This window comes from Chromohalobacter sp. 48-RD10 (assembly GCF_029889785.1).
Lineage (GTDB): Bacteria > Pseudomonadota > Gammaproteobacteria > Pseudomonadales > Halomonadaceae > Chromohalobacter.
In genome coordinates, this window is sequence record NZ_JARANX010000002.1 from 325,539 (window position 1) to 348,838 (window position 23,300).

Here is a 23,300-nt window from a genome sequence, read left to right on the forward strand (position 1 = left end):
GTCTCCGGATGGGTGCCCGTTTCACCCCAGCTACTCAGTTCGGGAGGCCAAGCCCACGTGCACTGAGCAGCCTTTCGATACACTCCACCACGTCCGGTATCGCAAGACTCGTACTATCCAACAACACGGCATCGTCTGCCGGCTTGAGTGGCGCTACTGCACGTTGTATGTCGCGCGCGTCACGAGCCTCAATTTCCTCTAGAAGACTCGTTAGATTAGCATCCCAACCGGCATTCAGCAACTGCTCATGGCGTCGCCGCGCCCGCTCTTCGGCCGAGGCCGTCAGGTAAACTTTCAGGGGTGCCTGGGGGAATACCACCGTTCCCATATCCCGTCCATCCGCTACCAGCCCCGGCATGTCGCGAAAGTCACGCTGGCGTTTCAAAAGCGCATCACGCACTCGAGGCAACGATGCCACCTGCGAGGCAACGTCGCCGACCTCTTCGGTACGGATTTCGCCGCTCACGTCGCGGCCTTCCAATTCGATACGCGTTTCGCCGTCGCATGCCACGAAGCGGACATCCAGGGTTTCGGCGCAGGTCTCAAGGGCAGCCTCATCGCCCAATGTCAGGCCATGCTTGAGCGCCGCCAGTGCCGTGAGGCGGTATAGCGCTCCGGAGTCCAGCAGGTGCCAGCCCAGACGTTCGGCGATCAAGCGACTGACCGTCCCCTTGCCTGCGCCACCCGGCCCATCAACGGTCAGTACGGGCACTTCGTCGTGCGACACGCTCATGACGCCTCCTGTTCTTCGAGCGACAGCCCCACACGACGCGCAAGATCGATGAATCCCGGGAATGACGTGGCTACGTTGGCGCAGTCATCGATCATGATCTCGCTCTCGGCACGCAGCGCGGCAATGGCGAAGGCCATGGCGATGCGATGGTCGCCCAGGCTATCGACATGTCCACCGCGATAATGCGCAACATGCGTATCACTGGCGTCGGCACGACCGACGATGTCGATGCCATCGGAATGAACGGTATTCTCAACGCCAAGGACCGCCAGACCATCGGCCATCGCCTGGATGCGATCGGATTCCTTGACGCGCAATTCTTCCGCGCCCCGCAAGCGGGTCACGCCTTCAGCATTGACCGCAGCGATTAACAGCACGGGAAACTCGTCGATGGCCAGCGGCACCTGTTCCACGGGGATATCGATGCCCTTGAGCGGCGCATGGCGAACGCGAATATCGGCAACCGGCTCACCGCCGACTTCCCTAGGGTTGAGCAATTCAAGATCGGCGCCCATGGCCTGGAGGATATTGATGGCTCCGATGCGTGTCGGATTAGTCCCAACATGCTCCAGAAGCAGGTCCGAACCCGGCGTAATGGCCGCTGCCACCAGATAGAAGACCGCCGACGAGATATCCGATGGCACATCGATAGGCGACGCCGTCAAGCGACCGCCGCCCTGTAGCCAGGCTTCGTCAGCCGCACGCTGCACCGCGTAACCGAAACCGTTGAGCATACGCTCGGTATGATCGCGCGTCGGTGCCGGCTCGCGCACCCGCGTCTCACCCTCGGCATAGAGCCCTGCCAGCAAGAGACAGGACTTCACCTGGGCACTGGCCATGGGCATGTCATAACGAATGCCGCGCAGCGCCTGGCCACCGCGAATCGTCAGCGGTGGCCGACCGCCTTCAGCGGTTTCGATCACTGCGCCCATCTCGCGCAGCGGATCGGCTACCCGTCCCATCGGCCGCTTGTTGAGCGACACATCGCCGGTCAACTCGGTATCGAAGGCCTGCCCGGCCAGCAAGCCTGCGAACAGGCGCATGGCGGTGCCCGAATTGCCTACATAAAGAGGGCCGGCAGGCGCCGTCAGGCCATGCAGGCCGACGCCATGGATGGTCACGCGCCCCTGGTGTGGACCTTCGATGGCGACGCCCATTTCACGAAATGCCTGCAACGTCGCCAGACTATCCTCACCCTCGAGGAAGCCATGCACGTCGGTCACGCCTTCAGCAAGTGCACCGAGCATGATCGAGCGGTGCGAGATCGATTTGTCTCCCGGCACGCGGATCCGACCGCGCACATCGCCACCGGGAGTCACGCGGTAACGGATATTGCGTTGTTCCATCGCTTGATAACTCGTCTGGTTCAAAAGCGTATCGAAATACTGCCGCGCATGATTGGCACGATCGAAGATCGCCAGCATGGCATCGCCATCGTTATCGGTCACGGCACGGCGCAAACGGGCAACGCCCGTCTCGAATTCATCCAGTGCACCAAGCACTGCTTCGCGGTTGGCACTGAAAATATCGCGCCACATGACCGGGTCGCTACCGGCGATGCGTGTAAAGTCGCGAAAGCCCCCCGCCGCATAGCGAAAGATTTCCAGGCGCTCGTCCTGACGCGCCAAGGTGTCGACCAACGAAAACGCCAACAAATGCGGGAGATGGCTAGTGCGCGCCAGGACCTGATCGTGGCGTGCCACGTCCATTTCGAGAAGCTCCGCCCCACAAGCCGCCCATAGCGCTCGTACACGGGCCAAGGCGTCGGGATCGGTATCGGCACGCGGCGTCAGTATCACCTTGTGGCGGCGATAAAGTGCAGAGTTGGACGCCGCTAAACCGCTTCTTTCGGATCCCGCGATCGGATGCCCCGGCACGAAGCGCGGCGGCATGCCATCGAAGGCCCGCTGGACCGCTGCCTCGATGGCACCTTTGGTACTGCCGACGTCGGTGATCACCTGTTCGCCTAGATGCGGCGTCAACTCGCGTAGCACAGCTTCCATCGCCAATACCGGCACCGCCAGCACGATCAAGCTGCTTTCGGCTACCCAAGGCGCCAGCTCCGTGCTGCCGGCATCGATCAGCCCCATGTCGATGCCGCGCGCTACTTCGTCAGCGTCACGATCACAGGCCAGAATACGCCCCGCAAAACCCGCTTCCTTCAAGGCTGCCGCCAACGAACCGCCGATCAGGCCCAACCCAATGATGAGGATACCGCGCTCGGTCGGCGCACAGGACTGCTCCGACATTTACAACACACCCACGGGATAAGATCCCAACACCTTGAGCTCGGCAGCACGCAACGTAATCTCCTCCAGCACCGCCGCGACCTGAGGATCGTCGCGATGGCCCTTGAAGTCGATGAAGAACACGTAATTCCAGACCCCAGTACGTGACGGCCGCGTCTCGACGCGCGTCAGATCGATCTTGTGACGGTGGAACGGCTCGAGCAGATCGTGCAGCGCCCCGGGCTGGTTGCGCATGGCCACGACGATGGACGTCTTGTCATCCTCGGAGAGCGGCGTGTCCTGGTGCCCGATGATCAGAAAGCGTGTCGAGTTATCGGGACGGTCCTCGATCTTCTCGGCGACCTTCTCGAGCTCGTAACGCTTGGCGGCCATGTCGCCGGCAATCGCGGCGCTGTGCCATTCGCTCTTGATCAGGCGCGCCGCCTCGGCATTGGACGACACCGGCACCCGTTCGGCATTGGGATAATGCGCGTCCAGCCACTTGCGGCACTGCGCCAGGGACTGGGGATGCGAATAAATGCGCGAGACCTTGTCGCGGCGCGTATTGCTGGACACCAAGAGATGGTGGTGAATACGCAGCACCACCTCGCCACAGATGCGCAGGCTGGCATCCATGAAGGTATCCAAGGTGCTGTTGACGATTCCCTCGGTGGAGTTTTCCACCGGGACCACGCCAAAATGCGCAGCCCCCGCTTCCACCTCGCGAAAGACTTCATCGATGGCTGCCATCGGCAAGCTTACCGCACTGTCGCCGAAATGCTTGAGCGCCGCCTGCTGAGTGAACGTGCCCTCGGGGCCGAGATAGGCGACCTTGACCGGCCGCTCCAGCGCCAGACACGCTGACATGATCTCGCGGAACAAGCGCGCCATTTCCTCGTCGTCGAGGGGACCTTTGTTCAGCGCCATGATGCGACGCAATACCTGAGCCTCGCGCTCGGGGCGATAGAACGTCGCTTGCGGATCGCTGTCGTTTTTCACCTGCGCTACTTGCTGTGCGCAGTGCGCGCGTTCGCTGACAAGCTTGAGAATCTCGCTATCCAGCGTATCGATTCGCTCGCGCAATGCCGGCAGGTCAGCCGACGTGATAGGGGCATCGTTATCGGACATGTCATGATCAGCCATGGCGTCGTTCGAACTCCCGCATGAAATCGACCAGCGCATCCACTGCCGCTTCCGGCACGGCGTTGTACAGGCTGGCACGCATGCCGCCTACGCTGCGGTGGCCCTTGAGATTCAAAAGCCCCGCCGCCTCGGCATCATTCAAGAACGCATCGTTGAGCGACTCATCGGCCAGCACAAACGGCACGTTCATGCGCGAACGATTGGACATGGCAATGGGGCTGGAATAGAAGTCGCTGGCATCGATGGTCGCATATAGCTTTTCGGATTTGCGCGCGTTGAGCCGGTCCATCGCCTCGACTCCCCCCATGTCGTGGCGCAACCAGTCGAAGACCAGCCCCGCCAGATACCAGGCATACGTCGGCGGCGTATTGAACATCGAGCCGTTCTCGGCCATGACACGATAGTTGAACATGGTCGGTGTGTTCGGCAAGGCGCGCTCGAGCAGATCGTCACGCACGATGACCAACGTCAGCCCCGCCGGGCCGATATTCTTCTGCGCTCCGGCATAGATGACGCCGAAGCGGGACACATCCAGCGGCTCGGAGAGAATCGACGACGACATATCGCATACCAGCGGCACGTCACCGACCTCGGGAATGTAATCGAATGCCAGGCCACCGATGGTTTCGTTGGCCGTATAATGCAGATAGGCAGCATCCGACGACAAGGCGATGTCCTCAGGCCGCGGCACCGCGGTCAGTCCATTGGCCTCGCTGGAGGCCGCCACGTGCGCACCCGCCAGATGGCGTGCCTCGGCAATCGCTTTCTTGCCCCAGATACCAGTGTATAGATAGTTCGGTGTACCGCCCGTGCCCAGCAGATTATAAGGCACCATCGCGAACTGGCTGGATGCGCCGCCCTGCATGAACAGAACGCGATAATTGTCGGGCACGGCCAGCAGCGCACGCAGGTCGCGCTCGGCACGCGCAGCGATTTCCGCGAAAGCATCGCTGCGGTGGCTCATTTCCATGACCGACAGGCCGCGCCCTTGATAGTCGAGCAATTCGTCGCGGGCGCGCTCAAGCACGGGGCCGGGCAGCGCCGCTGGACCGGCACAGAAGTTGAACTTGCGTGTCATCAGCGTGATTCCAAACGTAAAACGACCACTCACGAAGGAGCGGCCGCATTGAGACTCAATCGCCTTGTGGCGCCTCGTCATCATCCAGCGCGGGCGTCGCCTCTTCGATCACCGCCCCTTCTTCATCGGAGGCTAGCGCCTCGCCTGGCTCATCGACCCGCACCGTAGCGACCAGACGCTCGCCTTCGCCAGTGCGAATCAGGGTAACCCCTTGCGTATTACGTGAACTGACCGAAATTTCTTCGACCCGCGTGCGCACCAATGTGCCCTTGTCGGTGATTAGCATCATCTCATCGCTGTCGCGGACCTGAATCGCCGCCACCATGGCACCATTGCGCCGCGAGGTTTGCATGGCGATGACTCCTTGCCCACCGCGTCCACGCAGCGGAAACTCATCGAGACGCGTGCGTTTGCCATAGCCATTCTCGGAGGCGGTCAGGATATAGGCCTGATCTTCACTGACCGCCTGGACCGGAGTTTCCTCGGCAACGTCACCGGTGTCGTCGGCCTCGGTATCGATGGTCAACGATTGCGGAATGATCAAGCTGATCACCTCGGCGTCGCCCTGCAGGCGCATGCCACGTACACCACGAGCGGTGCGGCCCATGGCGCGTGCGTTGCCTTCCTCGAAGCGAATGGCCTTGCCGTTGGACGAGAACAGCATCGCATGATCGTTGCCGGAGGTGATCGCGGCGCCGACCAGGCGGTCGTTTTCTTCGAGGTCGATGGCGATCAAGCCCACGCTGCGCGGCCGCGAGAATTGCTCCAGCGAGGTCCGCTTGACGGTCCCCTTGGCGGTAGCGAAGAAGATGTAGCAGTCGTCGCGGTATTCGCGTACCGGCAGGATGGCGTTGATCGACTCGCCATCATCGAATGGCAGCATGTTGACCAGCGGCTTGCCGCGCGAACCACGGCTGGCGTTGGGCATCTCGTAGACTTTGAGCCAGTAGACCTTGCCACGGTTGGAGAACAGCAGCATGGTGTCATGCGTCGAGGCCACCAACAGGTGCTCGATGATGTCCTCGTCTTTCATGGTGGTCGCCGACTTGCCACGTCCGCCACGCCGCTGAGCCTGGTAGTCGGAAAGCGGCTGCGTCTTGGCATAGCCGCTGCGCGAGATGGTGACCACCATGTCTTCTTCGTTGATCAGATCCTCGATGGTCAGGTCCAGATGGCTGGCCTGGATCTCGGTCTTGCGGTCATCGCCGTACTGATCGCGAATCGCGCCAAGTTCCTCGCGAATGACCTCAAGCAGCCGCTCCGGAGAAGCGAGAATCTCGTTGAGCTCGGCGATACGCTGGAGGATCGACAGGTATTCGTCGAGCAATTTTTCGGTTTCGAGCCCCGTCAGACGGTGCAGGCGCAATTCCAGAATGGCCTGCGCCTGGGCCGGTGACAGGCGGTATTCACGCTCGTTGTCGGCGAGTCCGTAGCCTTCGTCGAGATCTTCCGGCTTGCAGGACGTCGCTCCGGCGCGCTCGAGCATGCCGGTGACTTGCCCCGGTTGCCAGGCACGTGCGACCAGCTTTTCCTTGGCTTCGGTGGCCGAGGGCGACGCCTTGATGAGTTCGATCACATCATCGATGTTGGAGATCGCCACGGCCAGACCCTCGAGAATATGGCCACGGTCGCGCGCCTTCTTGAGCTCGAACAACGTGCGCCGCGTCACCACCTCACGACGGTGGCGAATGAACGACTCGAGAATCTCCTTGAGATTCAGGATCTTCGGCTGGCCGTTATCCAGCGCCACCATGTTGATGCCGAATACGGTCTGCAGCTGAGTATGTGCGAACAGGTTGTTGACGACCACTTCGCCGGACTCGCCGCGCTTGACCTCGATCACCACGCGCAGACCTTCCTTGTCGGACTCGTCGCGCAACTCGGCGATGCCGTCGATACGCTTATCCTTGACCAGCTCGGCGATCTTCTCGATCAAGCGCGCCTTGTTCACCTGATAAGGCAGTTCGGTGACGATGATGTGATCGCGTCCGGTCTTGTCGTCATGCTCGATGGTATGATGAGCCCGCACATAAATGCGCCCGCGCCCGGTACGGTACGCATCGAGAATTCCCGCACGGCCATTGATGATCCCGCCGGTGGGAAAATCGGGGGCCGGGATATACGCCATGAGATCGTCGATGCTGAGCGTGTAATCGTCGATCAGTGCCAGGCAGCCATCGATTACCTCGCGCATGTTGTGCGGCGGGATGTTGGTCGCCATGCCCACAGCGATGCCCGAGGCCCCGTTGACCAGCAGGTTGGGGACCTTGGTCGGCAACACCTCGGGGATGCGTTCGGTGCCATCGTAGTTGTCGACCCAGTCGACAGTATCTTTTTCCAGATCGGTGAGGAGGTCATGGGCGAGGCGTGCCATGCGCACCTCGGTGTAACGCATCGCCGCCGCACTGTCACCGTCGATGGAACCGAAGTTACCCTGACCATCGACCAGCACATAGCGCATCGAGAATGTCTGCGCCATACGCACGATGGTGTCGTAGACCGCGCTATCCCCGTGCGGGTGATATTTACCGATCACATCACCCACGACACGGGCCGATTTCTTGTAGGCTTTGTTCCAGTCATTGCTGAGTTCATGCATGGCGAACAATACGCGCCGGTGTACGGGCTTGAGGCCATCCCGTACATCCGGCAACGCACGGCCGATGATCACGCTCATGGCGTAATCGAGATACGACTGTTTAAGCTCGTCCTCGATATTGACTGGCAGAATTTCTCTGGCGATCTCACCCATGGGTCGTTCAATCCTTTGCACCGCGCCATACCATCGGTCATGGCACTGAATGAAACGAACAGCGACCTCACGGAGCACGAAGCCCCGCAGGTCACTCTTCAGCGCTCGACGCCAATGGCTGTCACAGCAATCATTGAGCTTCGATGGCGGGCCCACACCTCAAAGGGCCCGAATCACGCCATCATACCATTTCACATGGCAATGCGGCAGGCTTGGTCAATGCAATCGCTCGCTCCGCACGAGCGCGAGCAAAACACGCCTTTTCATATACCGCTGATACGTGCATCCGACTGGGGAGTGGCACCCGCCTTGGCGTTTCGCCATAATGAGCCCCTTTGTGACGGAATAGGCTCATGTGGTTCAAGCACTTGCATCTCTACCGCCTGCACGACACGACACCCATCGCGCTCGAGACACTCGAATCGGCTCTGGAGGCCTTCGCCTTTCGTCCAGTGTCGCCGAGTGAAGGCAAGCGCCTCGGCTGGCAACGCCCTGCGGGGCGGCACGGTCAACAGCTCGCCCATGAGATCCAGGGCCATCGCCTGCTTTCACTGCTGCGCCAAGAACGCCTGCTACCAGCCTCGGTAGTCCGCGAGGAAGTAGAAGAACGCGCCGCCGAGCGCGAGGCTGCCGAAGGTCGCCCATTGCCACGCCGCGAGCGCCAGGCACTCAAGGAACAGGTCGTGGAGGAATTTCTGCCACGCGCCTTCACGCGTAGCCAGCGCATTGATATATGGTGGGATACTCGTCGTGGCCTCATCGCCGTCAATTGCGCCAGCCGCGCCCGCGCCGAGGATGCTCTCGACCTGCTGCGTCAGTCGCTGGGCTCGTTGAAGGTCACGCCGCTGGCCGTGCGCCAACTGCCCTCGCGCAGCATGACCGCCTGGCTCGCGGATATCGCTTCGCGTCCCGAAGGGCTGCAGCTGGGCGATCAGGTCGAACTCAAGGACGCCAATGGCGACGATGGCGTGTGGCGTGCACGAGGCATCGACCTCGACGGCGAAGAAGTGCAAAGTGTGCTCGCCAGTGGGCGTCAGGCTAGCCGCTTGGCGCTGGATGTCGAAGATCAGCTATCGCTGGTCTTGCACGACGACCTGACACTCAAATCGCTGCGCTTCGCCGACGCCGTGCTCGACGAAGCCGCTCAACAAGAAGGCGATGACGACCCCACGCTACGCCTGGAAACGGACTTCGCTCTCATGGCCCAAGTGCTCTCTGGATTCATCGAACAACTCATCGAATGGCTGGGCGGCGAAGCCGACCCGGCAGCGCCTACATCATGACGCACGCACCGACTCCCCAATCCGCTCCCCAAGATTTCGACGCCATTCGTCCTTATCAAGACGATGAGGTGGCGACGGTACTCGACCGTCTGGCCCATTGCGACGAACTGCTCGATGCGATCACGCACTTTCGCCTCCCCCGGCTGGCGCGTTACGCGCCTCCCGTGGCGCGTTTCATCGCGCGTCTAGGGCTACAACACGAAATGCGCAACATCGAGAGCGTCGCCGCCTTTCAGCAACGCATCGCCCGCTATATGGCGCGAATGATCGCCACCACCACGGATGCCTTCGAGATCGAAGGGCTCGAGCACCTCGACGCCGACAAGGCCTATCTATTCATCGGCAATCATCGCGATATCGCCATGGACCCGGCGTTCGTCAATTACGCGCTCTACCAGAAAGGACGCAATACCGTACGCATCGCGATTGGCGACAATCTACTACAAAAGCCATTCGTCAATGATCTGATGCGTCTCAACAAGAGTTTCATCGTGCCGCGTTCGGCCAAGGGCAAGCGAGCGATGCTGCAGGCGTATCAGACGTTATCGCGCTATATCCGCCATTCGATCACCACGGATAATCACTCGATCTGGATCGCCGAGCGCGAAGGGCGCGCCAAGGACGGTATCGACTGCGCCGATACCGCTATCGTCAAGATGCTGGGCATGGCCCAGCGCATGGACGGCGGCGAGGCCGATATCGGTGCCGCAGTATCCGAGCTACGCCTCGTGCCGGTATCCATCAGCTACGAATACGACCCCTGCGATCTGCAGAAGGCACGCGAGTTGTACGCCCGTCATACGGAGGGCCGTTACGACAAAGTCGAATTCGAGGATATTCAATCCATCGTCGCCGGCATCACAGGCCACAAGGGCCGTATCCGCCTGACCTTCGGCACGCCCCTGGGAAGTGATTTCGCGAGCCCGGAAGCTGTCACCGAGGAAATCGATCACCAGGTACTGGCTCACTACCATATGTTCCCCAGCCACCAACTCGCGCTAGAGGCCACGGGGCTGGCACCGGAACTGGTCGACTTGAGCGAGGTCACCGATGCCGACCGTGCACGCTTTGAAGCACGCCTGGCCACGGTACCCGATCACCTGCGTCATTGGTGGCTACGCCAATACGCCAACCCCATTCTCAACCGCGCCGGATATATCGAGGAAGACGCCTGACGCGTCACTTCCGCCAGAACGTGGGCGTCAACAGCACCAGCACGGTGAGGATTTCAAGGCGCCCCATCAACATGCCCAGACTCAAGAGCCACTTGGCGGCGTCGGGCAGCGACGCGAAATTACCCGCCGGTCCGATGACCGGCCCCAGGCCAGGGCCGACGTTGGAGACGGCGGTGGCCGCCCCCGAAAGCGCCGTCACCAGGTCAAGCCCCAGCAGCGCTAGTCCCAGCGCCAGACCTGCAATCGTCAGAAAGAAAAAGAAGGAAAACGCGATGACCCCGCGCACGACTTCGTCGCTCAGCGGGTTGCCATTATAGCGTTGCGCGAAGATCCCCTGAGCATGCACGAGATGGCGCAATTGAGTGAACAGCATGATGGCGCCGATCTGAAAGCGGAATATTTTCATGCCGCCACTCGTGGACCCGCTACAGCCGCCAACGAAGGTCAGATAAAAGAACGCAGCGACGACCAGCGGCCCCCATTGAGTGTAGTCGTCGGAGGCATAGCCGGTGGTGGTGACCACCGAGATGACGTTGAAGGCGACTTGGGTCAGCGCTTCGAAGAACGGCACACCCCCGGCGACGCGATACGCGGTCAATCCCAGTATCACCACCGCCAACAGCCCCATCAGCCCTCGCACCTGCTGGTCCCGCCACAGGACATTCGGCGTATCGCGCAACGCGCGAATGAACAGCACGAACGGCAGCGCGCCGCACAGCATGAAGAACGAGGCCAACCACAGAATCAGCGGACGCTCATGATAGACCCCGAAGGACGCATCCGAGTTGGCAAAGCCTCCGGTGGCCATGGAACTCATGGCATGCACGACGGCATCCAGCGGCGTCATGCCCGCCAGGTAGTACGTCAGCATTGCCAGCAAGGTTCCGCCCAGGTAGATGGCGCCACTCGCCTTGGCGATACCGCCAGCGCGTGGCAGCACCTTGTCGGACCAGTCCGACGACTCGGTTTGAAACAAACGCATGCCGCCGACCTTGAGAAACGGCAGGATAGCGATCGCCATGACGATGATGCCGATACCACCCAGCCACTGCATCAAGCCGCGCCACAATTTAAGGCCGTCGGAGAGACCGTCGATGCCCACCAGCACCGTCGACCCGGTGGTGGTGATCGCCGAGACGGACTCGAAGACGGCATCAGCGAAGGACAGTTGCGGCGCCCCCAGAATCAACGGCAGGCTAGCCCCGGCACTCACCAGCACCCAGCTCAAGGTCGTAAGAATGAACATCTGACGCGGACGCAGCAGAATCTCGATGCCATGCGTGACCAACCACATAAGGCATGCAGCACCCGCCACGATGGCGATCGACAGCGCGAAGGCAATGCGGTCGGGGTCATTCTCCAGGGTCAGCACGCCGAGCGGCACGATCATCAAGATCGCCAGCACGCCCAGCAATACCGCCAGAATCCTGACCACCGGCGCGGACACTACCAGGCTGCGCTTGATGCGTGGGTGTATCACCGCCACCAGCCTTCCTCCTCGCCCCTGCGTCGCCGACGTCCCATGATCCACGCTGGCACGATAAAGCGGCGCATCGTTATAAACGGGCGCTACTATAAAGGGTGCACGGTCGTTTCTCTACTCGCGCGTCTCCACTCGCGCGCCTTGCGGCCTTCCATTCACCATGACAGGTCTACTGCCGTCCACCGCGACGATGTGCTATCGTCCGCGACATCATCCTGCGAGTCGATTCGCGACGCCGTAACCGCACGGCACGCGATACCGCATGCGCCACACGGCCACACGGCCATACGGAGAGAGCCCATGAGTTCCGCGTCCGAAATGCAGAAAGTCCGGATCATCAACGAGCTGCGTGAATTCATCAAGAAACTGCTGCAGGATCCGGCGATTCTCGAGCAATCGCTCAGCATCGCCCGCGCCCATTACACCGACGGCGAAAGTCAACAAATGTGGGCTACCATTGCCAACGAAATCTCGGACAATACCAGCGTGCATATTCCCGAAGACCCTAGCGAGCACTCGGAAGCCGACCGACTGTTTCTGGAAGTGTTGAAGGAAGTCGTCGACGAAGGGAAGGCGTTGTACTGAAGGTTTAAGCTGGAAGCTGGAAGTTTTAAGAAGGAAGAGGGAAGGAAGAAGAACGAAAGGGATACGAGAGAATCTAAAAGGCCGGCGACTGCCGGCCTTTTGCTTGTTAGAAAGTCGCTTGGTCACACCTTAGCTATTGGCAACACAGCTATCAGGCACGACATCGTCGCTAATACCTTTCGATGCAGTACATTCCCACCCTCCATCGTCTTGGCGCTCAAGCGTCAAAGTTTCGTTGGAGAAATTTCCTTCATCATCAAACTTAAAGGTCAGTTTCGGTTGCTTTTTGTCGTCACCGAACTGATCAACCGTAATTTTACCATTCTGAACTGCACTATCCGAAAGACCAAGATCGGAGGCTGCCGAGGGCGTGTAGCCCTCCTGAACCGCCAGTTCCGCCGGCGTTTGCAGTGACTTGAGGGTCGCGAGTGCAGAGCTGACTTCCGAACGCGCGACGTAGTTCTGATACTGCGGGATGGCGATGGCGGCGAGGATGCCGATGATCGCGACGACGATCATGAGTTCGATGAGTGTAAAACCGCGTTGTTGATGTTCCATTGAGTTCTCCTGTACCCCCTTGTTGAATGCCCTGTTGTTCGCCTTTTTGGCGAGCCCGACGGGGCGGATGATGACGCGTTGCGGACGCTCCAGCGATGTGCCGCCCCTGCCGGCTCTCCGCGAGGCAGCCGCCCACGATGTTACATTAAATTACACTTATCATGCTGGCAAGATAATCGAGATTAAAGTTTTCCCGATTTCGGTCGATTACATGAAAAAACTAATTGACTAGATATCTCATGCCCAAGGTCACTAAAGCGGTCATGCATGGGGTAGAATGCGAGAAATTACGGGGTATCGGCCGCCCCATCTGGTCGCTCCTTTTGGTGTCGAAACGCTTATGCACTCGTCTTCATCATCGTATCCTCCCGCCTCCGGCAGGCCGCTTTTGAAAGGGCTCGCCGCACGCCTGGTCACGGAAGGCCGGATCGAGGAATCCAAGGCACAGCATGCCATGGAGGCCGTGCACGATACGCATCAGTCAGTGCTCGAGTATGTCATCGAGCAACGCTGGGTTGCCGCGCGCGAGGCCACCCAGAGTGCCGCATGGGAATATGGCCTGCCGTTCGTCGATCTGGAAGCCATCAGTACCGAGCGCCTGCCCATCGGCGAGGGGCTGTCCGACACACTAATTCGCCGTCTCGGGATCTTGCCGCTAGCGCGTGGCGAGCGCCATATCAGTGTGGCGATCCCCTACCCCTCGACGCTGTCCAAACTCGATGAACTGCAATTCACTACCGGCCTCACCGCCGAGGGCGTGCTGGTGGCCGCCGATCAGTTGCAGCCGGCCATCGAGCGGTATCTCGTCCAGCGCGAGACGCACGGTATGCTCGAGGCCCTCGATGATGCCAGCGAAGCGCTCGAGACGCTCGACCTCGACGATGTAGAGCCTCTCAATGAAGGGCTCGACACCGATGACGACGATGCCCCGGTGGTGCGCTTCGTGCACAAGATGATGCTCGATGCCGCGCGGCGTGGTGCCTCGGACATTCACTTCGAGCCTTATGAGTCGACTTTCCGCATCCGCTTTCGTATCGATGGCATCCTGGTCGAGGTGGCGCGGCCGCCGTTCAATTTGCGCGCCCGTCTTTCGGCACGTCTCAAGGTCATGTCGCGTCTGGATATCTCCGAGCGTCGTTTGCCGCAGGATGGCGCCATCAAACTGCGTGTCTCGGCCTCTCGCACCATCGACTTCCGCGTCAGCACGCTACCCACGGTCCACGGCGAGAAAATCGTGCTGCGCTTGCTGGATGCCGGCGCTACACGCCTGGGAATCGATGCACTAGGCTTCAGCGAATCGCAAAAGGCGTTGTTCGAACACGCGCTCGCCCAGCCGCAGGGGATGATACTCGCCACCGGTCCTACCGGCAGCGGCAAGACCGTGACTCTGTATACCGGGCTCAACATTCTCAATACCGACGCGCGCAACATCGCCACCGCCGAGGACCCCGTCGAGCTCAAGCTGGATGGCATCAACCAAGTCAATGTGCTGCCCAAGATCGGGCTGGATTTCGCCAGCGCACTGCGCGCCTTCCTGCGCCAGGACCCCGATGTCGTGATGGTCGGTGAGGTCCGCGACCTGGAAACCGCAGAGATCTCCGTCAAGGCCGCGCAGACCGGCCACCTGGTACTGTCGACGCTACACACCAACTCAGCGGCCGAAACCCTGACGCGACTGCGCAACATGGGCGTGGCGGCCTACAACATTGCAAGCTCGGTAACGCTGATCGTCGCCCAGCGCCTGTTGCGTCAGTTGTGCCCCCACTGCAAGTCACCTGTCGAGCTTCCTCGGCAACTCTTCCTTGAGGCGGGCTTCACGACAGACGAAATCGAGACCGCGACCTGCTATCGCGCCACGGGCTGTACGCAATGCACCCACGGCTACAAAGGGCGCGTCGGTCTCTATGAAGTACTCCCCGTCAGCGAGGCCATGAGCAAACTGATCATGGCCGACGGCAATTCATTGGAACTCGGTGAACTGGCCCGTCAAGAAGGCCATCCCGATCTGCGGCGCAGCGGTCTGAGCAAAGTACTCGCAGGCATTACTAGTCTCGAGGAGATCAATCGCGTGGTGCTGGAATGAGCGATCCGGTCAAGTGACATGAGGACAACGACATGGCGATAGCATCACGCAGCAAGGCACCTCGGCGCGTCGTCCTGCACCGCTGGCGGTGGAAGGGCAAGAACTCACGCGGTGAAACCATTCAAGGTGAACTGGTCGCTGCGGACGAAATGGGCGTACGTCAGGAACTCGGGCGTCAGAACATCCTCGTCAAGCGGATTCAGCGCGTGCGCAGCCCTTTCGGGCTGGGTCGCATACGCCCGCAGGACATCACCTTGTTCGCGCGCCAGATGGCGACCATGATCCGTGCCGGTATTCCCTTGCTACAGGCGTTCAGCGTGGTCTCGGAAAGCCTCAAGCGCCCCGCCATGCACCATCTCATCGAGATACTGATGAATGAAGTCTCGGCCGGCGCCAGCTTCTCCGAAGCACTCGCGCAGCATCCACAGCATTTCGATCGCATGTTCGTCAACATGGTCGAAGCCGGCGAGCAATCCGGCTCGCTGGATCGCATGCTGGAGCGCGTCGCCAGCTATAAGGAAAAGATCGACTCGCTGCGGTCCCGCGTGCGCAAGGCGCTTTATTATCCCGCCGCCGTCGTACTCGTGGGCATGGGGGTGACCGCCCTGCTGCTAGTCAAGGTCGTACCGCAATTCGAGAGTTTGTTTCGCGGCTTCGGCGCCGATTTACCCGCCTTCACGCAATTGACCATCCATCTCTCGACGTGGGTCCAGGCCTATTGGCCACACGTGCTTGGCGCCTTCATCGCTGCCGGCTTGCTGATACGTCTCGGCATACGGCGCTCGCCGCGCTTCGCCTATCACATCGATGGGCTGATACTGCGCCTGCCGGTGATCGGCGATATCCTCGACAAGTCGTCGGTAGCGCGTTTCTCGCGAACCTTGGCGACGACCTTCAGCGCCGGAGTGCCCCTGGCCGAATCGCTGCATACCGCAGCAGGCTCGACCGGCAACCGTATCTACCAGCGTGCCATCAACGAGGTGCGTGAACACGTCGCCAGCGGCCAGCAACTCAACTTCGCCATGCGCGCCACCGGGCGCTTTCCCAACCTGGCCGTGCAGATGATCGGGGTCGGCGAAGAATCCGGCGCACTGGACGCGATGCTCAACAAGGTGGCGGATTTCTACGAGGAAGACGTCGACACCAAGGTCGACGCCCTGACATCGCTGCTCGAACCCTTCATCATCGTGGTGCTGGGCGTGCTGGTCGGCGGTCTCGTGGTGTCGATGTACCTGCCGATCTTCGAGATGGGGTCGGCAATCTAGACAGACCTCAGACATTGGTACGTTTCTCATTCATCCGCCCCGGCATTTTGCCGGGCGCGTTCGTTGCAGGAGTGGCACGTTGCTCGCCGATATTCCTTTACCGTGGCTGGCCATCATGGCGTTCGTCCTCGGTACCTTGCTGGGCAGTTTTCTCAATGTCGTGATCGTACGTCTGCCGGTAATGCTGATGCAGCAATGGCGTCAGGAATCCCGCGATGCGCTGGCGCTACCCGCGGAAGAGGTAGCGCGCTACAACCTGTGCACGCCACGCTCGCAATGTCCGAGCTGCCGCCAGCCCATCGCCTGGCACGACAACCTGCCTCTCATTGGCTGGTTCAAGCGCCGTGGCCGCTGCGCGCACTGCCAGGCACGTATCAGCGTGCAATATCCGTTGATCGAACTGATGGCGGGCTTGTTGATGGCGAGCGTCATCATCGTGCATGGCGCCACCTGGGCAGCGCTGGCCTGGAGCGGACTGTGCCTGGCGTTGCTGGTTCTGGCCGTCATCGATCTGCGCACCCAGTTGCTCCCCGATATCATCACACTGCCTTTGCTCTGGGCCGGCCTGCTTTATCAGCTCTTCTTTCAGCCTTATATGCTCGAGAATGCCGTTGTCGGCGCAATGGCCGGTTATGTGCTGCTGTGGAGCTTCTACTGGCTGTTCAAGTGGCTGACCAAAAAGGAAGGCATGGGCTACGGTGATTTCAAGCTGCTGGCGGCGCTGGGTGCCTGGCTCGGCTGGACGATGCTGCCGATGCTACTGATGCTCTCCGCCGGGCTGGGTGCGATCATCGGGGGGATGTTGCAGCTCTCGCTGTCACGCTTGCGCGGCATGCCACTCCCCTTCGGTCCCTTTCTCGCCCTCGCCGGTTGGATCGCGGTACTCTTCGGCGCCCCACTACGCGCCTGGACCGGCTTATGAGGAATTTGCCATGATATCCGCCGCTCCCATCATCGGCGTAACCGGTGGCATCGCCTCGGGCAAGTCCACCGTCGCCGCCATGTTCGCCGAACTGGGGATTCCCTGGGTCGATGCCGACCTCGTGGCACGCGATATCGTCGCGCCCGGCGAACCCGCGCTGGACGACATCGTGGCACGTTATGGAAACTCGCTTCTCGACGCGCACGGCGAGTTGCAACGCCGTGCCTTGCGCGACATTGTCTTCGCCGATGATGGCGAGCGTCAGTGGCTGGAAAGCGTCACGCATCCACGCATCCGCCAGCGATTACGCGAGCGTCTCACGGCGATACGCCAGGACGACGCCCCCTATGGGCTACTCGTGTCGCCGCTGCTGTTCGAGACGGATCAAGTCTCGCTGGTCGACCGCCGCCTGGTCATCGATGTACCCGAAACGCTTCAGGTAGCGCGCACTCAAGCACGCGATGAAGTGAGCGAAAGCCAGGCACATGCTATCCTCGCGGCACAGATGCCCCGCCAAGAGCGGCTGGCGCTTGCCGACGATGTGATCGAGAATCATGGTGACATGACGGCGCTGAAAGCGCAGGTCGCCAAGCTCGACGCGCGTTACCGGCAACTATTCGATGGCACCCATCAGGAGCACTCGCTTTAGCATGACGGAGACATCCCAAGACCGCCCCCTTGAAGTCGCTTGCCCCCAGTGCCGCACCAAGGTCGCCTGGACAGCCGACAACCCTTATCGCCCCTTCTGCTCGAAGCGCTGCCGCTTGCTCGATCTGGGCGCCTGGGCCGATGAATCCCACCGCATTGCGGGTGAGCCCGCCATGGACGAAACCGATCTCGACCGCTTGATCGACGACCTGGAGCGCGGCGAACCACGCCAATGAGACATGAACGCCAACGGCCCGCCAAAATGGCGAGCCGTTGGTATGCGATACCGCGCTGTTGCGACGAGCGCGTTACTTCCAAAGGTCGCGAATCGTCGCGATTCCCTGGGCGCCCACTGCACGCGCCTGATCGATATCGTCTCGGGTGACCCCGCCTAGCGCATAAACCGGCATCCCCGCCGTCTCCACCAGCTGCTGAAAATCGTGCCAGCCGACTGGCGCAGTTTCAGGATGGCTAGGGGTCACGCGCACCGGCGAAAAGGTCACGAAATCGCAGCCAATTGCAGCAGCCTGTTCAAGCTGTTGAGGATCATGCGTCGAGGCCCCCAGCCACTTGTCATGTGCAATAGGGCGATGTTTGAGTGCCATCAAGGCACGACTGGGCAGATGGATACCATCGGCATCGATGCTGTCGAGCAGTGCGGGGTCGCCATTGAGCATCAAGCGTGCCGCGTAGCGACGACAAAGCGCCAGCACTTGCTCGGCACGCTTTATATACGCGCTTTCATCCAGCGTCTTGGCACGCAGTTGCACCAGGCGCACATGATCGTCGCGCAAGGCGCGCTCGAGCTTGTCGAGAAATACCGTGTCGTCGGCTTCTTCGTCACTGATCAAATACTCGTGCGGCAAGCACACCGCACGCAAGATCGGGTGATTGGCCTCCGGGAACGGGTAATTGTGCAGCTCGTTCTGCGGTACCCAGCGCACCGCTTGGCCTTCGCGCCCAAAGGGCTCGCCCTCGAACTCATGCACCTGCCAGACATCGAGCAAAATGCGTTTGTCGGCATATTCATGGTGAACGCGAATGAGTGGTTGAGCGCGCAGGATCTCGACGCCCAGCTCTTCACGGAGCTCACGCGTGAGCGCTTCGAAACCGGTTTCGTAGGGTGCCAGCTTGCCCCCGGGAAATTCCCATAGCCCCCCCTGATCTACGATCGAGGGACGGCGTGCCAGCAGCACGTGACCATCCTCGCGAATGATGGCAGCCGCCGCTACGTGTACCCTTCTCTTCACCATGTTGGTCATTTCACCTTGACTGACTGTTCATGATCCGCGGACCGAAGACGGCCCGCTTATCGCTGCTGCCATCCGCACTCGGCTAGCCGTACTTTACGACTCGCACTCAACTACGGTAGTCGGCATTGATGGAGACATAATCGTGTGACAAGTCTGACGTCCAGACCGTCGCCGCGGTATCTCCGCGTCCCAGATGGATGCGAATCGTGATCTCGGACTCGGCCATGACCGCGCTTCCCGCCTCCTCGGTATACGAAGCCGCGCGACCGCCTCGCTCGACGAGCGCCACACTACCGAGGTCGATAGCGATACGCGACACATCCAGATCGGATACCGGAGCACGCCCGACCGCCGCCAAAATGCGTCCCCAATTGGCATCACTGGCATAAAGCGCCGTTTTCACCAACGGCGAATGCGCCACGGTAAAGGCAACGTCCAACGCTTCCTGCCGCGCCATCGCCCCTTCGACTTCGAGGGTTACGAACTTGGTCGCGCCCTCGGCATCACGGATGATGGCCTGCGCCAATTCTACCAGCACCTCGGTCAACGCCGCAGCAAAGCGCGACTCGCGCTCGTCGGTATCGATGCGAGCACCGCGTCCGGTGGCCGCCAATGTACAGGCATCGTTGGTCGAGGTATCCGAGTCCACGGTGATGCAGTTGAAAGAGTCATCGACGGCTCGCCGCAATAGTACTTGCAGGCGCTCGTCGTCGATAGCAGCGTCGGTGAAAACGAAGCTCAGCATCGTGGCCATGTCGGGCTTGATCATGCCCGAGCCCTTGGCAATGCCGTTGATCGTCACCATTTGGCCGTCGATCTCGATACACGCCGTGGCCCCTTTGGCACGCGTATCCGTCGTCAGAATGCCTTCGGCTGCCGTCTGCCAGGCATCCGCCGACAACACGGCAAGCGCCTCCGGCAAGGCATCGCATAGCCGACTCACCGGCAGCGACTCGCCGATCACACCGGTCGAAAACGGCAAGACGGACTGTGCGGCGACATCCGCCAGCTCGCCCAGTGCCTGGCAACTCGTCTCGGCATCATGCATGCCTTGCTCACCCGTACCGGCATTGGCATTACCGGTATTGATCAGCAGATAACGCGGCTTTTCCGTCTCGAGATGACGTCGAGCCAAATGAACCGGTGCCGCGCAAAATGCGTTGCGGGTAAACGCCGCCGCCAGCGTCGTTGCCTCGGGCAACTCGACCACCACCAGATCACGGCGCTCCGCTGCTTTGATACCTGCCATCGCCGTTCCCAGGCGAATACCTTCGATGGCCGGCATCGCCGGAAAACTCGCGTCCCCCACCGCCATATTGCCTCTCCTCACGCCACGCTTGCCTTGAGCTCAGTTCAACTGACCGTGGCAATGCTTGTATTTCTTGCCGGAGCCGCAAGGGCACGGGTCGTTGCGGCCCACCTTGGGGCCTTCGCGACGTACCGGCTGTCCATCCTCTTCGTCGCCAGTACGTTCCTCGCCTTCGACGGCCACTGCCTCGGCGGAGGCCACGGCATCTTCATGCACCGGCTGGCTGATCGCGCGTTCGCGCTCCAGCGTGGCACGCCGCTCACGTTCCATCTCATCGACTTCCTCCTGACGCCGTACTTGCACATGACTCAGGATGCGAATGACATCGTGCTTGATGTTGGCCAATAACGACTGGAAGAGCTCAAAGGCTTCACGCTTGTATTCCTGCTTGGGATTCTTCTGTGCATACCCACGCAGATGGATCCCGCGGCGCAGATGATCCATGTGTTGCAGGTGTTCCTTCCAGCGCGTGTCGAGCACTTGCAACATGACCTGCTTTTCGAAGCGGCGCATCAGCTCCGGTCCCACTGCCTCGGCCTTGCTGGCAAAGAGACCGCGATGCTGGTCGTGCAGACGTTCACGCAGCAGGTCTTCATGGAAGTGTTCGTCTTCTTCTGCCCATTGCACCAAGGGCACGTCGAGATTGAACTCCTGCTTGAGATAGTCCTGCAACCCGGCAAGATCCCACTGTTCGGGCAGACTCTGCGCCGGCACATAACTGGTAATGGCCTCGGACAAGACCTGCTCACGAATCTCAGCGATATTGGACGAGAGATCATCGGTAGCAAGCACTTCATCGCGCTGCTGATAAACGACGCGGCGCTGATCGTTGGAAACGTCGTCGTATTCCAGCAACTGCTTGCGGATATCGAAATTGCGACCCTCGACCTTTTTCTGGGCACGCTCGACAGCATTGGACACCATCTTGTGCTCGATCGCCTCGCCGCGCTCCAGGCCCAAGGCATTCATCATCCGCTGCACGCGATCGGAGCCGAACAACCGCATGAGATTGTCTTCCAACGAGAGGAAGAAGCGTGTCGACCCTGGATCGCCCTGACGGCCGGAGCGTCCGCGCAGCTGATTGTCGATGCGCCGCGATTCGTGGCGCTCGGAGCCAATTACGTGAAGACCGCCCGCAGCCAGTACAGCATCGTGGCGTTCCTGCCATGCCGCCTTGAGTGACGCGACCTGATCTTCGGAAGGATCATCGAGAGCCGCCGCTTCAGCTTCCCAGTTACCGCCCAGCACGATATCGGTACCACGCCCGGCCATATTGGTAGCGATGGTCACGGCACCAGGCTGTCCCGCCTGGGCGATGATTTCCGCTTCGCTCTGGTGCTGCTTGGCGTTAAGCACATTGTGCGGCACCTGATACTGCCGCATCAGTTGGGCGAGGTATTCGGAGGTTTCGATCGACGCCGTGCCCACCAAGACGGGACGCCCCGCTTCGCGTTGCGTCTTGACATCATCGATGATGGCTTCGAATTTCTCCTCACTGCTCATGTAGACCGAATCATTATGGTCCACGCGCACCAACGGGCGGTTGGTGGGAATCACCATGACATCCAGCCCGTAGATCTGACGAAACTCGAAGGCCTCGGTATCGGCGGTCCCCGTCATCCCCGACAGCTTGTCATACAGGCGAAAGTAATTCTGGAAGGTCGTCGAGGCCAGTGTTTGACTCTCTTTCTGAATTGTCACGCCTTCCTTGGCCTCGACCGCTTGGTGCAGACCCTCGGACCAGCGGCGACCTGGCATGCTACGTCCGGTATGCTCATCGACGATGACTACTTCATCGTTGTTGATGATGTAATCGACGTCGCGATGATAGAGATGGCGAGCACGCAACGCCGAATGCACATGCTGTAGAAGCCCCAGATTCTGCGCCGAGTACAACGAGTCGTCCGCACCCAGAAGCTCCGTCTCTCTCAATATCCCTTCCAGCTTCTGGTGGCCGGTTTCCGTCAGTTCCACCTGCTTTTGTTTCTCATCGAGAATGAAGTCCCCACTGGTCGGGTCCTCTTCGTCGCTGCACTCCTCGAGCCCCAGGGATAGCTGATTGATACGCCGATAAAGCTCGACGTTTTCTTCGACCGGGCCGGAAATGATCAGCGGTGTGCGCGCCTCGTCGATGAGAATCGAGTCGACTTCGTCGATGATCGCGTAGTGCAGCTCGCGCTGAACCTTGTCATCCAGCGAAAACGCCATGTTGTCGCGGAGATAGTCGAACCCGAATTCGTTGTTGGTCCCATAGGTGATATCGCAGGCGTAGGCTTCACGCTTCTGGGGCGAAGCCTGGCCGGAATAGATCGTCCCCACGCTGAGGTCGAGAAACTCGTAGAGAGGGCGCATCCACTCGGCATCGCGGCCCGCCAGATAGTCGTTGACCGTCACTACGTGCACGCCCTTCCCCGGCAACGCATTGAGATAGACCGACAGAGTACCGACCAGGGTCTTGCCCTCGCCGGTTTTCATCTCGGCGATGCGCCCTTCGTGCAGCGTCATCCCGCCGACCATCTGCACATCGAAATGACGCATTCCCATCACGCGCTTACTCGCCTCGCGCACGACGGCGAAAGCTTCGGGAAGTATCTTGTCAATGGATTCGCCGGACTCCAGACGCTTGCGGAATTCGCTGGTCTTTGCCGACAGCGAGGCATCATCGAGAGACTCGAAAGTGGGCTCCAGCGCATTAATGGCTTCACTGGCCTTGCGCATGCGTTTGACTTCACGCTCGTTCTTCGAGCCGACAAGCTTACGTACAATGGTATTGAGCATGTGAGATCCTGAAATACAAAAGTG

At 60.5% G+C, this 23,300-nt stretch carries 18 protein-coding genes; 8 read left to right on the forward strand and 10 right to left on the reverse strand.

Translation table 11 applies throughout. From position 1 onward, the window contains the following. Positions 1 to 34: 34 nt before the first annotated feature. The 5 genes from cmk to gyrA are packed head-to-tail and all read right to left on the reverse strand — an operon-like array spanning position 35 to position 7,934. Positions 35 to 733, reverse strand: coding sequence for a (d)CMP kinase (cmk, locus tag OP496_RS04430; protein WP_280562272.1), 699 nt, complete (start codon positions 731 to 733; stop codon positions 35 to 37). Next, on the reverse strand, positions 730 to 2,982 hold the full coding sequence (locus tag OP496_RS04435) for a bifunctional prephenate dehydrogenase/3-phosphoshikimate 1-carboxyvinyltransferase (protein WP_280562273.1): 2,253 nt from the start codon (positions 2,980 to 2,982) through the stop codon (positions 730 to 732). The genes cmk and OP496_RS04435 overlap by 4 nt, the downstream gene beginning before the upstream one ends. Beyond that, on the reverse strand, positions 2,983 to 4,089 hold the full coding sequence (pheA, locus tag OP496_RS04440; protein ID WP_280562386.1) for a prephenate dehydratase: 1,107 nt from the start codon (positions 4,087 to 4,089) through the stop codon (positions 2,983 to 2,985). Positions 4,090 to 4,096: 7 nt separating this feature from the next. Continuing rightward, positions 4,097 to 5,182, reverse strand: coding sequence for a 3-phosphoserine/phosphohydroxythreonine transaminase (gene serC, locus OP496_RS04445; protein ID WP_280562274.1), 1,086 nt, complete (start codon positions 5,180 to 5,182; stop codon positions 4,097 to 4,099). A gap of 55 nt (positions 5,183 to 5,237) precedes the next feature. Continuing rightward, positions 5,238 to 7,934, reverse strand: a complete 2,697-nt coding sequence (gene gyrA / locus OP496_RS04450) for a DNA gyrase subunit A (protein ID WP_280562275.1) — start codon at positions 7,932 to 7,934, stop codon at positions 5,238 to 5,240. A gap of 353 nt (positions 7,935 to 8,287) precedes the next feature. Here gyrA and OP496_RS04455 point away from each other — a divergent pair, with 353 nt between their 5' ends. After that, positions 8,288 to 9,217, forward strand: a complete 930-nt coding sequence (locus tag OP496_RS04455) for a recombination-associated protein RdgC (protein WP_280562276.1) — start codon at positions 8,288 to 8,290, stop codon at positions 9,215 to 9,217. Beyond that, positions 9,214 to 10,392: a 1-acyl-sn-glycerol-3-phosphate acyltransferase gene (locus tag OP496_RS04460; RefSeq protein WP_280562277.1), complete on the forward strand. Its 1,179-nt coding sequence runs from the start codon at positions 9,214 to 9,216 to the stop codon at positions 10,390 to 10,392. The genes OP496_RS04455 and OP496_RS04460 overlap by 4 nt, the downstream gene beginning before the upstream one ends. Positions 10,393 to 10,396: 4 nt before the next feature. On the opposite strand, the gene OP496_RS04465 is transcribed toward OP496_RS04460, so the two are convergent. After that, positions 10,397 to 11,872 carry a TrkH family potassium uptake protein gene (locus tag OP496_RS04465; protein WP_280562387.1) on the reverse strand — a complete coding sequence of 492 codons (1,476 nt, stop codon included), beginning with the start codon at positions 11,870 to 11,872 and terminating at the stop codon, positions 10,397 to 10,399. Between the two features lie 303 nt (positions 11,873 to 12,175). Between OP496_RS04465 and OP496_RS04470 the strand changes: the two genes are divergently transcribed. Then, positions 12,176 to 12,460, forward strand: coding sequence for a hypothetical protein (locus OP496_RS04470; protein WP_280562278.1), 285 nt, complete (start codon positions 12,176 to 12,178; stop codon positions 12,458 to 12,460). Between the two features lie 129 nt (positions 12,461 to 12,589). On the opposite strand, the gene OP496_RS04475 is transcribed toward OP496_RS04470, so the two are convergent. Beyond that, positions 12,590 to 13,018 (reverse strand): pilin, encoded by a 429-nt coding sequence (locus OP496_RS04475; protein WP_280562279.1) that lies wholly within the window; start codon positions 13,016 to 13,018, stop codon positions 12,590 to 12,592. A 340-nt stretch (positions 13,019 to 13,358) separates the two neighbouring features. Here OP496_RS04475 and pilB point away from each other — a divergent pair, with 340 nt between their 5' ends. The 5 genes from pilB to yacG all read left to right on the forward strand — a co-directional run bounded on the left by pilB (position 13,359) and on the right by yacG (position 18,172). Then, complete coding sequence (gene pilB / locus OP496_RS04480) at positions 13,359 to 15,101, forward strand: type IV-A pilus assembly ATPase PilB (RefSeq protein WP_280562280.1); 1,743 nt, start codon at positions 13,359 to 13,361, stop codon at positions 15,099 to 15,101. Between the two features lie 32 nt (positions 15,102 to 15,133). Continuing rightward, on the forward strand, positions 15,134 to 16,366 hold the full coding sequence (locus OP496_RS04485; RefSeq protein ID WP_280562281.1) for a type II secretion system F family protein: 1,233 nt from the start codon (positions 15,134 to 15,136) through the stop codon (positions 16,364 to 16,366). 79 nt (positions 16,367 to 16,445) lie between these two features. Next, complete coding sequence (locus OP496_RS04490) at positions 16,446 to 17,288, forward strand: A24 family peptidase (RefSeq protein ID WP_280562282.1); 843 nt, start codon at positions 16,446 to 16,448, stop codon at positions 17,286 to 17,288. A 10-nt stretch (positions 17,289 to 17,298) separates the two neighbouring features. Beyond that, positions 17,299 to 17,937, forward strand: a complete 639-nt coding sequence (coaE, locus tag OP496_RS04495) for a dephospho-CoA kinase (protein ID WP_280562283.1) — start codon at positions 17,299 to 17,301, stop codon at positions 17,935 to 17,937. Position 17,938: 1 nt separating this feature from the next. Further along, positions 17,939 to 18,172, forward strand: a complete 234-nt coding sequence (yacG, locus tag OP496_RS04500; RefSeq protein ID WP_040241746.1) for a DNA gyrase inhibitor YacG — start codon at positions 17,939 to 17,941, stop codon at positions 18,170 to 18,172. A 72-nt stretch (positions 18,173 to 18,244) separates the two neighbouring features. Here yacG and OP496_RS04505 read toward each other — a convergent pair whose 3' ends face one another. From OP496_RS04505 to secA, 3 genes are all read right to left on the reverse strand, one after another. Further along, positions 18,245 to 19,189, reverse strand: coding sequence for a Nudix family hydrolase (locus tag OP496_RS04505; RefSeq protein ID WP_280562284.1), 945 nt, complete (start codon positions 19,187 to 19,189; stop codon positions 18,245 to 18,247). Between the two features lie 106 nt (positions 19,190 to 19,295). Beyond that, entirely contained in the window at positions 19,296 to 20,504 is a 1,209-nt protein-coding gene (gene argJ / locus OP496_RS04510) for a bifunctional glutamate N-acetyltransferase/amino-acid acetyltransferase ArgJ (protein WP_280562285.1), read from the reverse strand. Between the two features lie 33 nt (positions 20,505 to 20,537). After that, positions 20,538 to 23,276, reverse strand: coding sequence for a preprotein translocase subunit SecA (secA, locus tag OP496_RS04515; RefSeq protein WP_280562286.1), 2,739 nt, complete (start codon positions 23,274 to 23,276; stop codon positions 20,538 to 20,540). Positions 23,277 to 23,300: the final 24 nt, after the last annotated feature.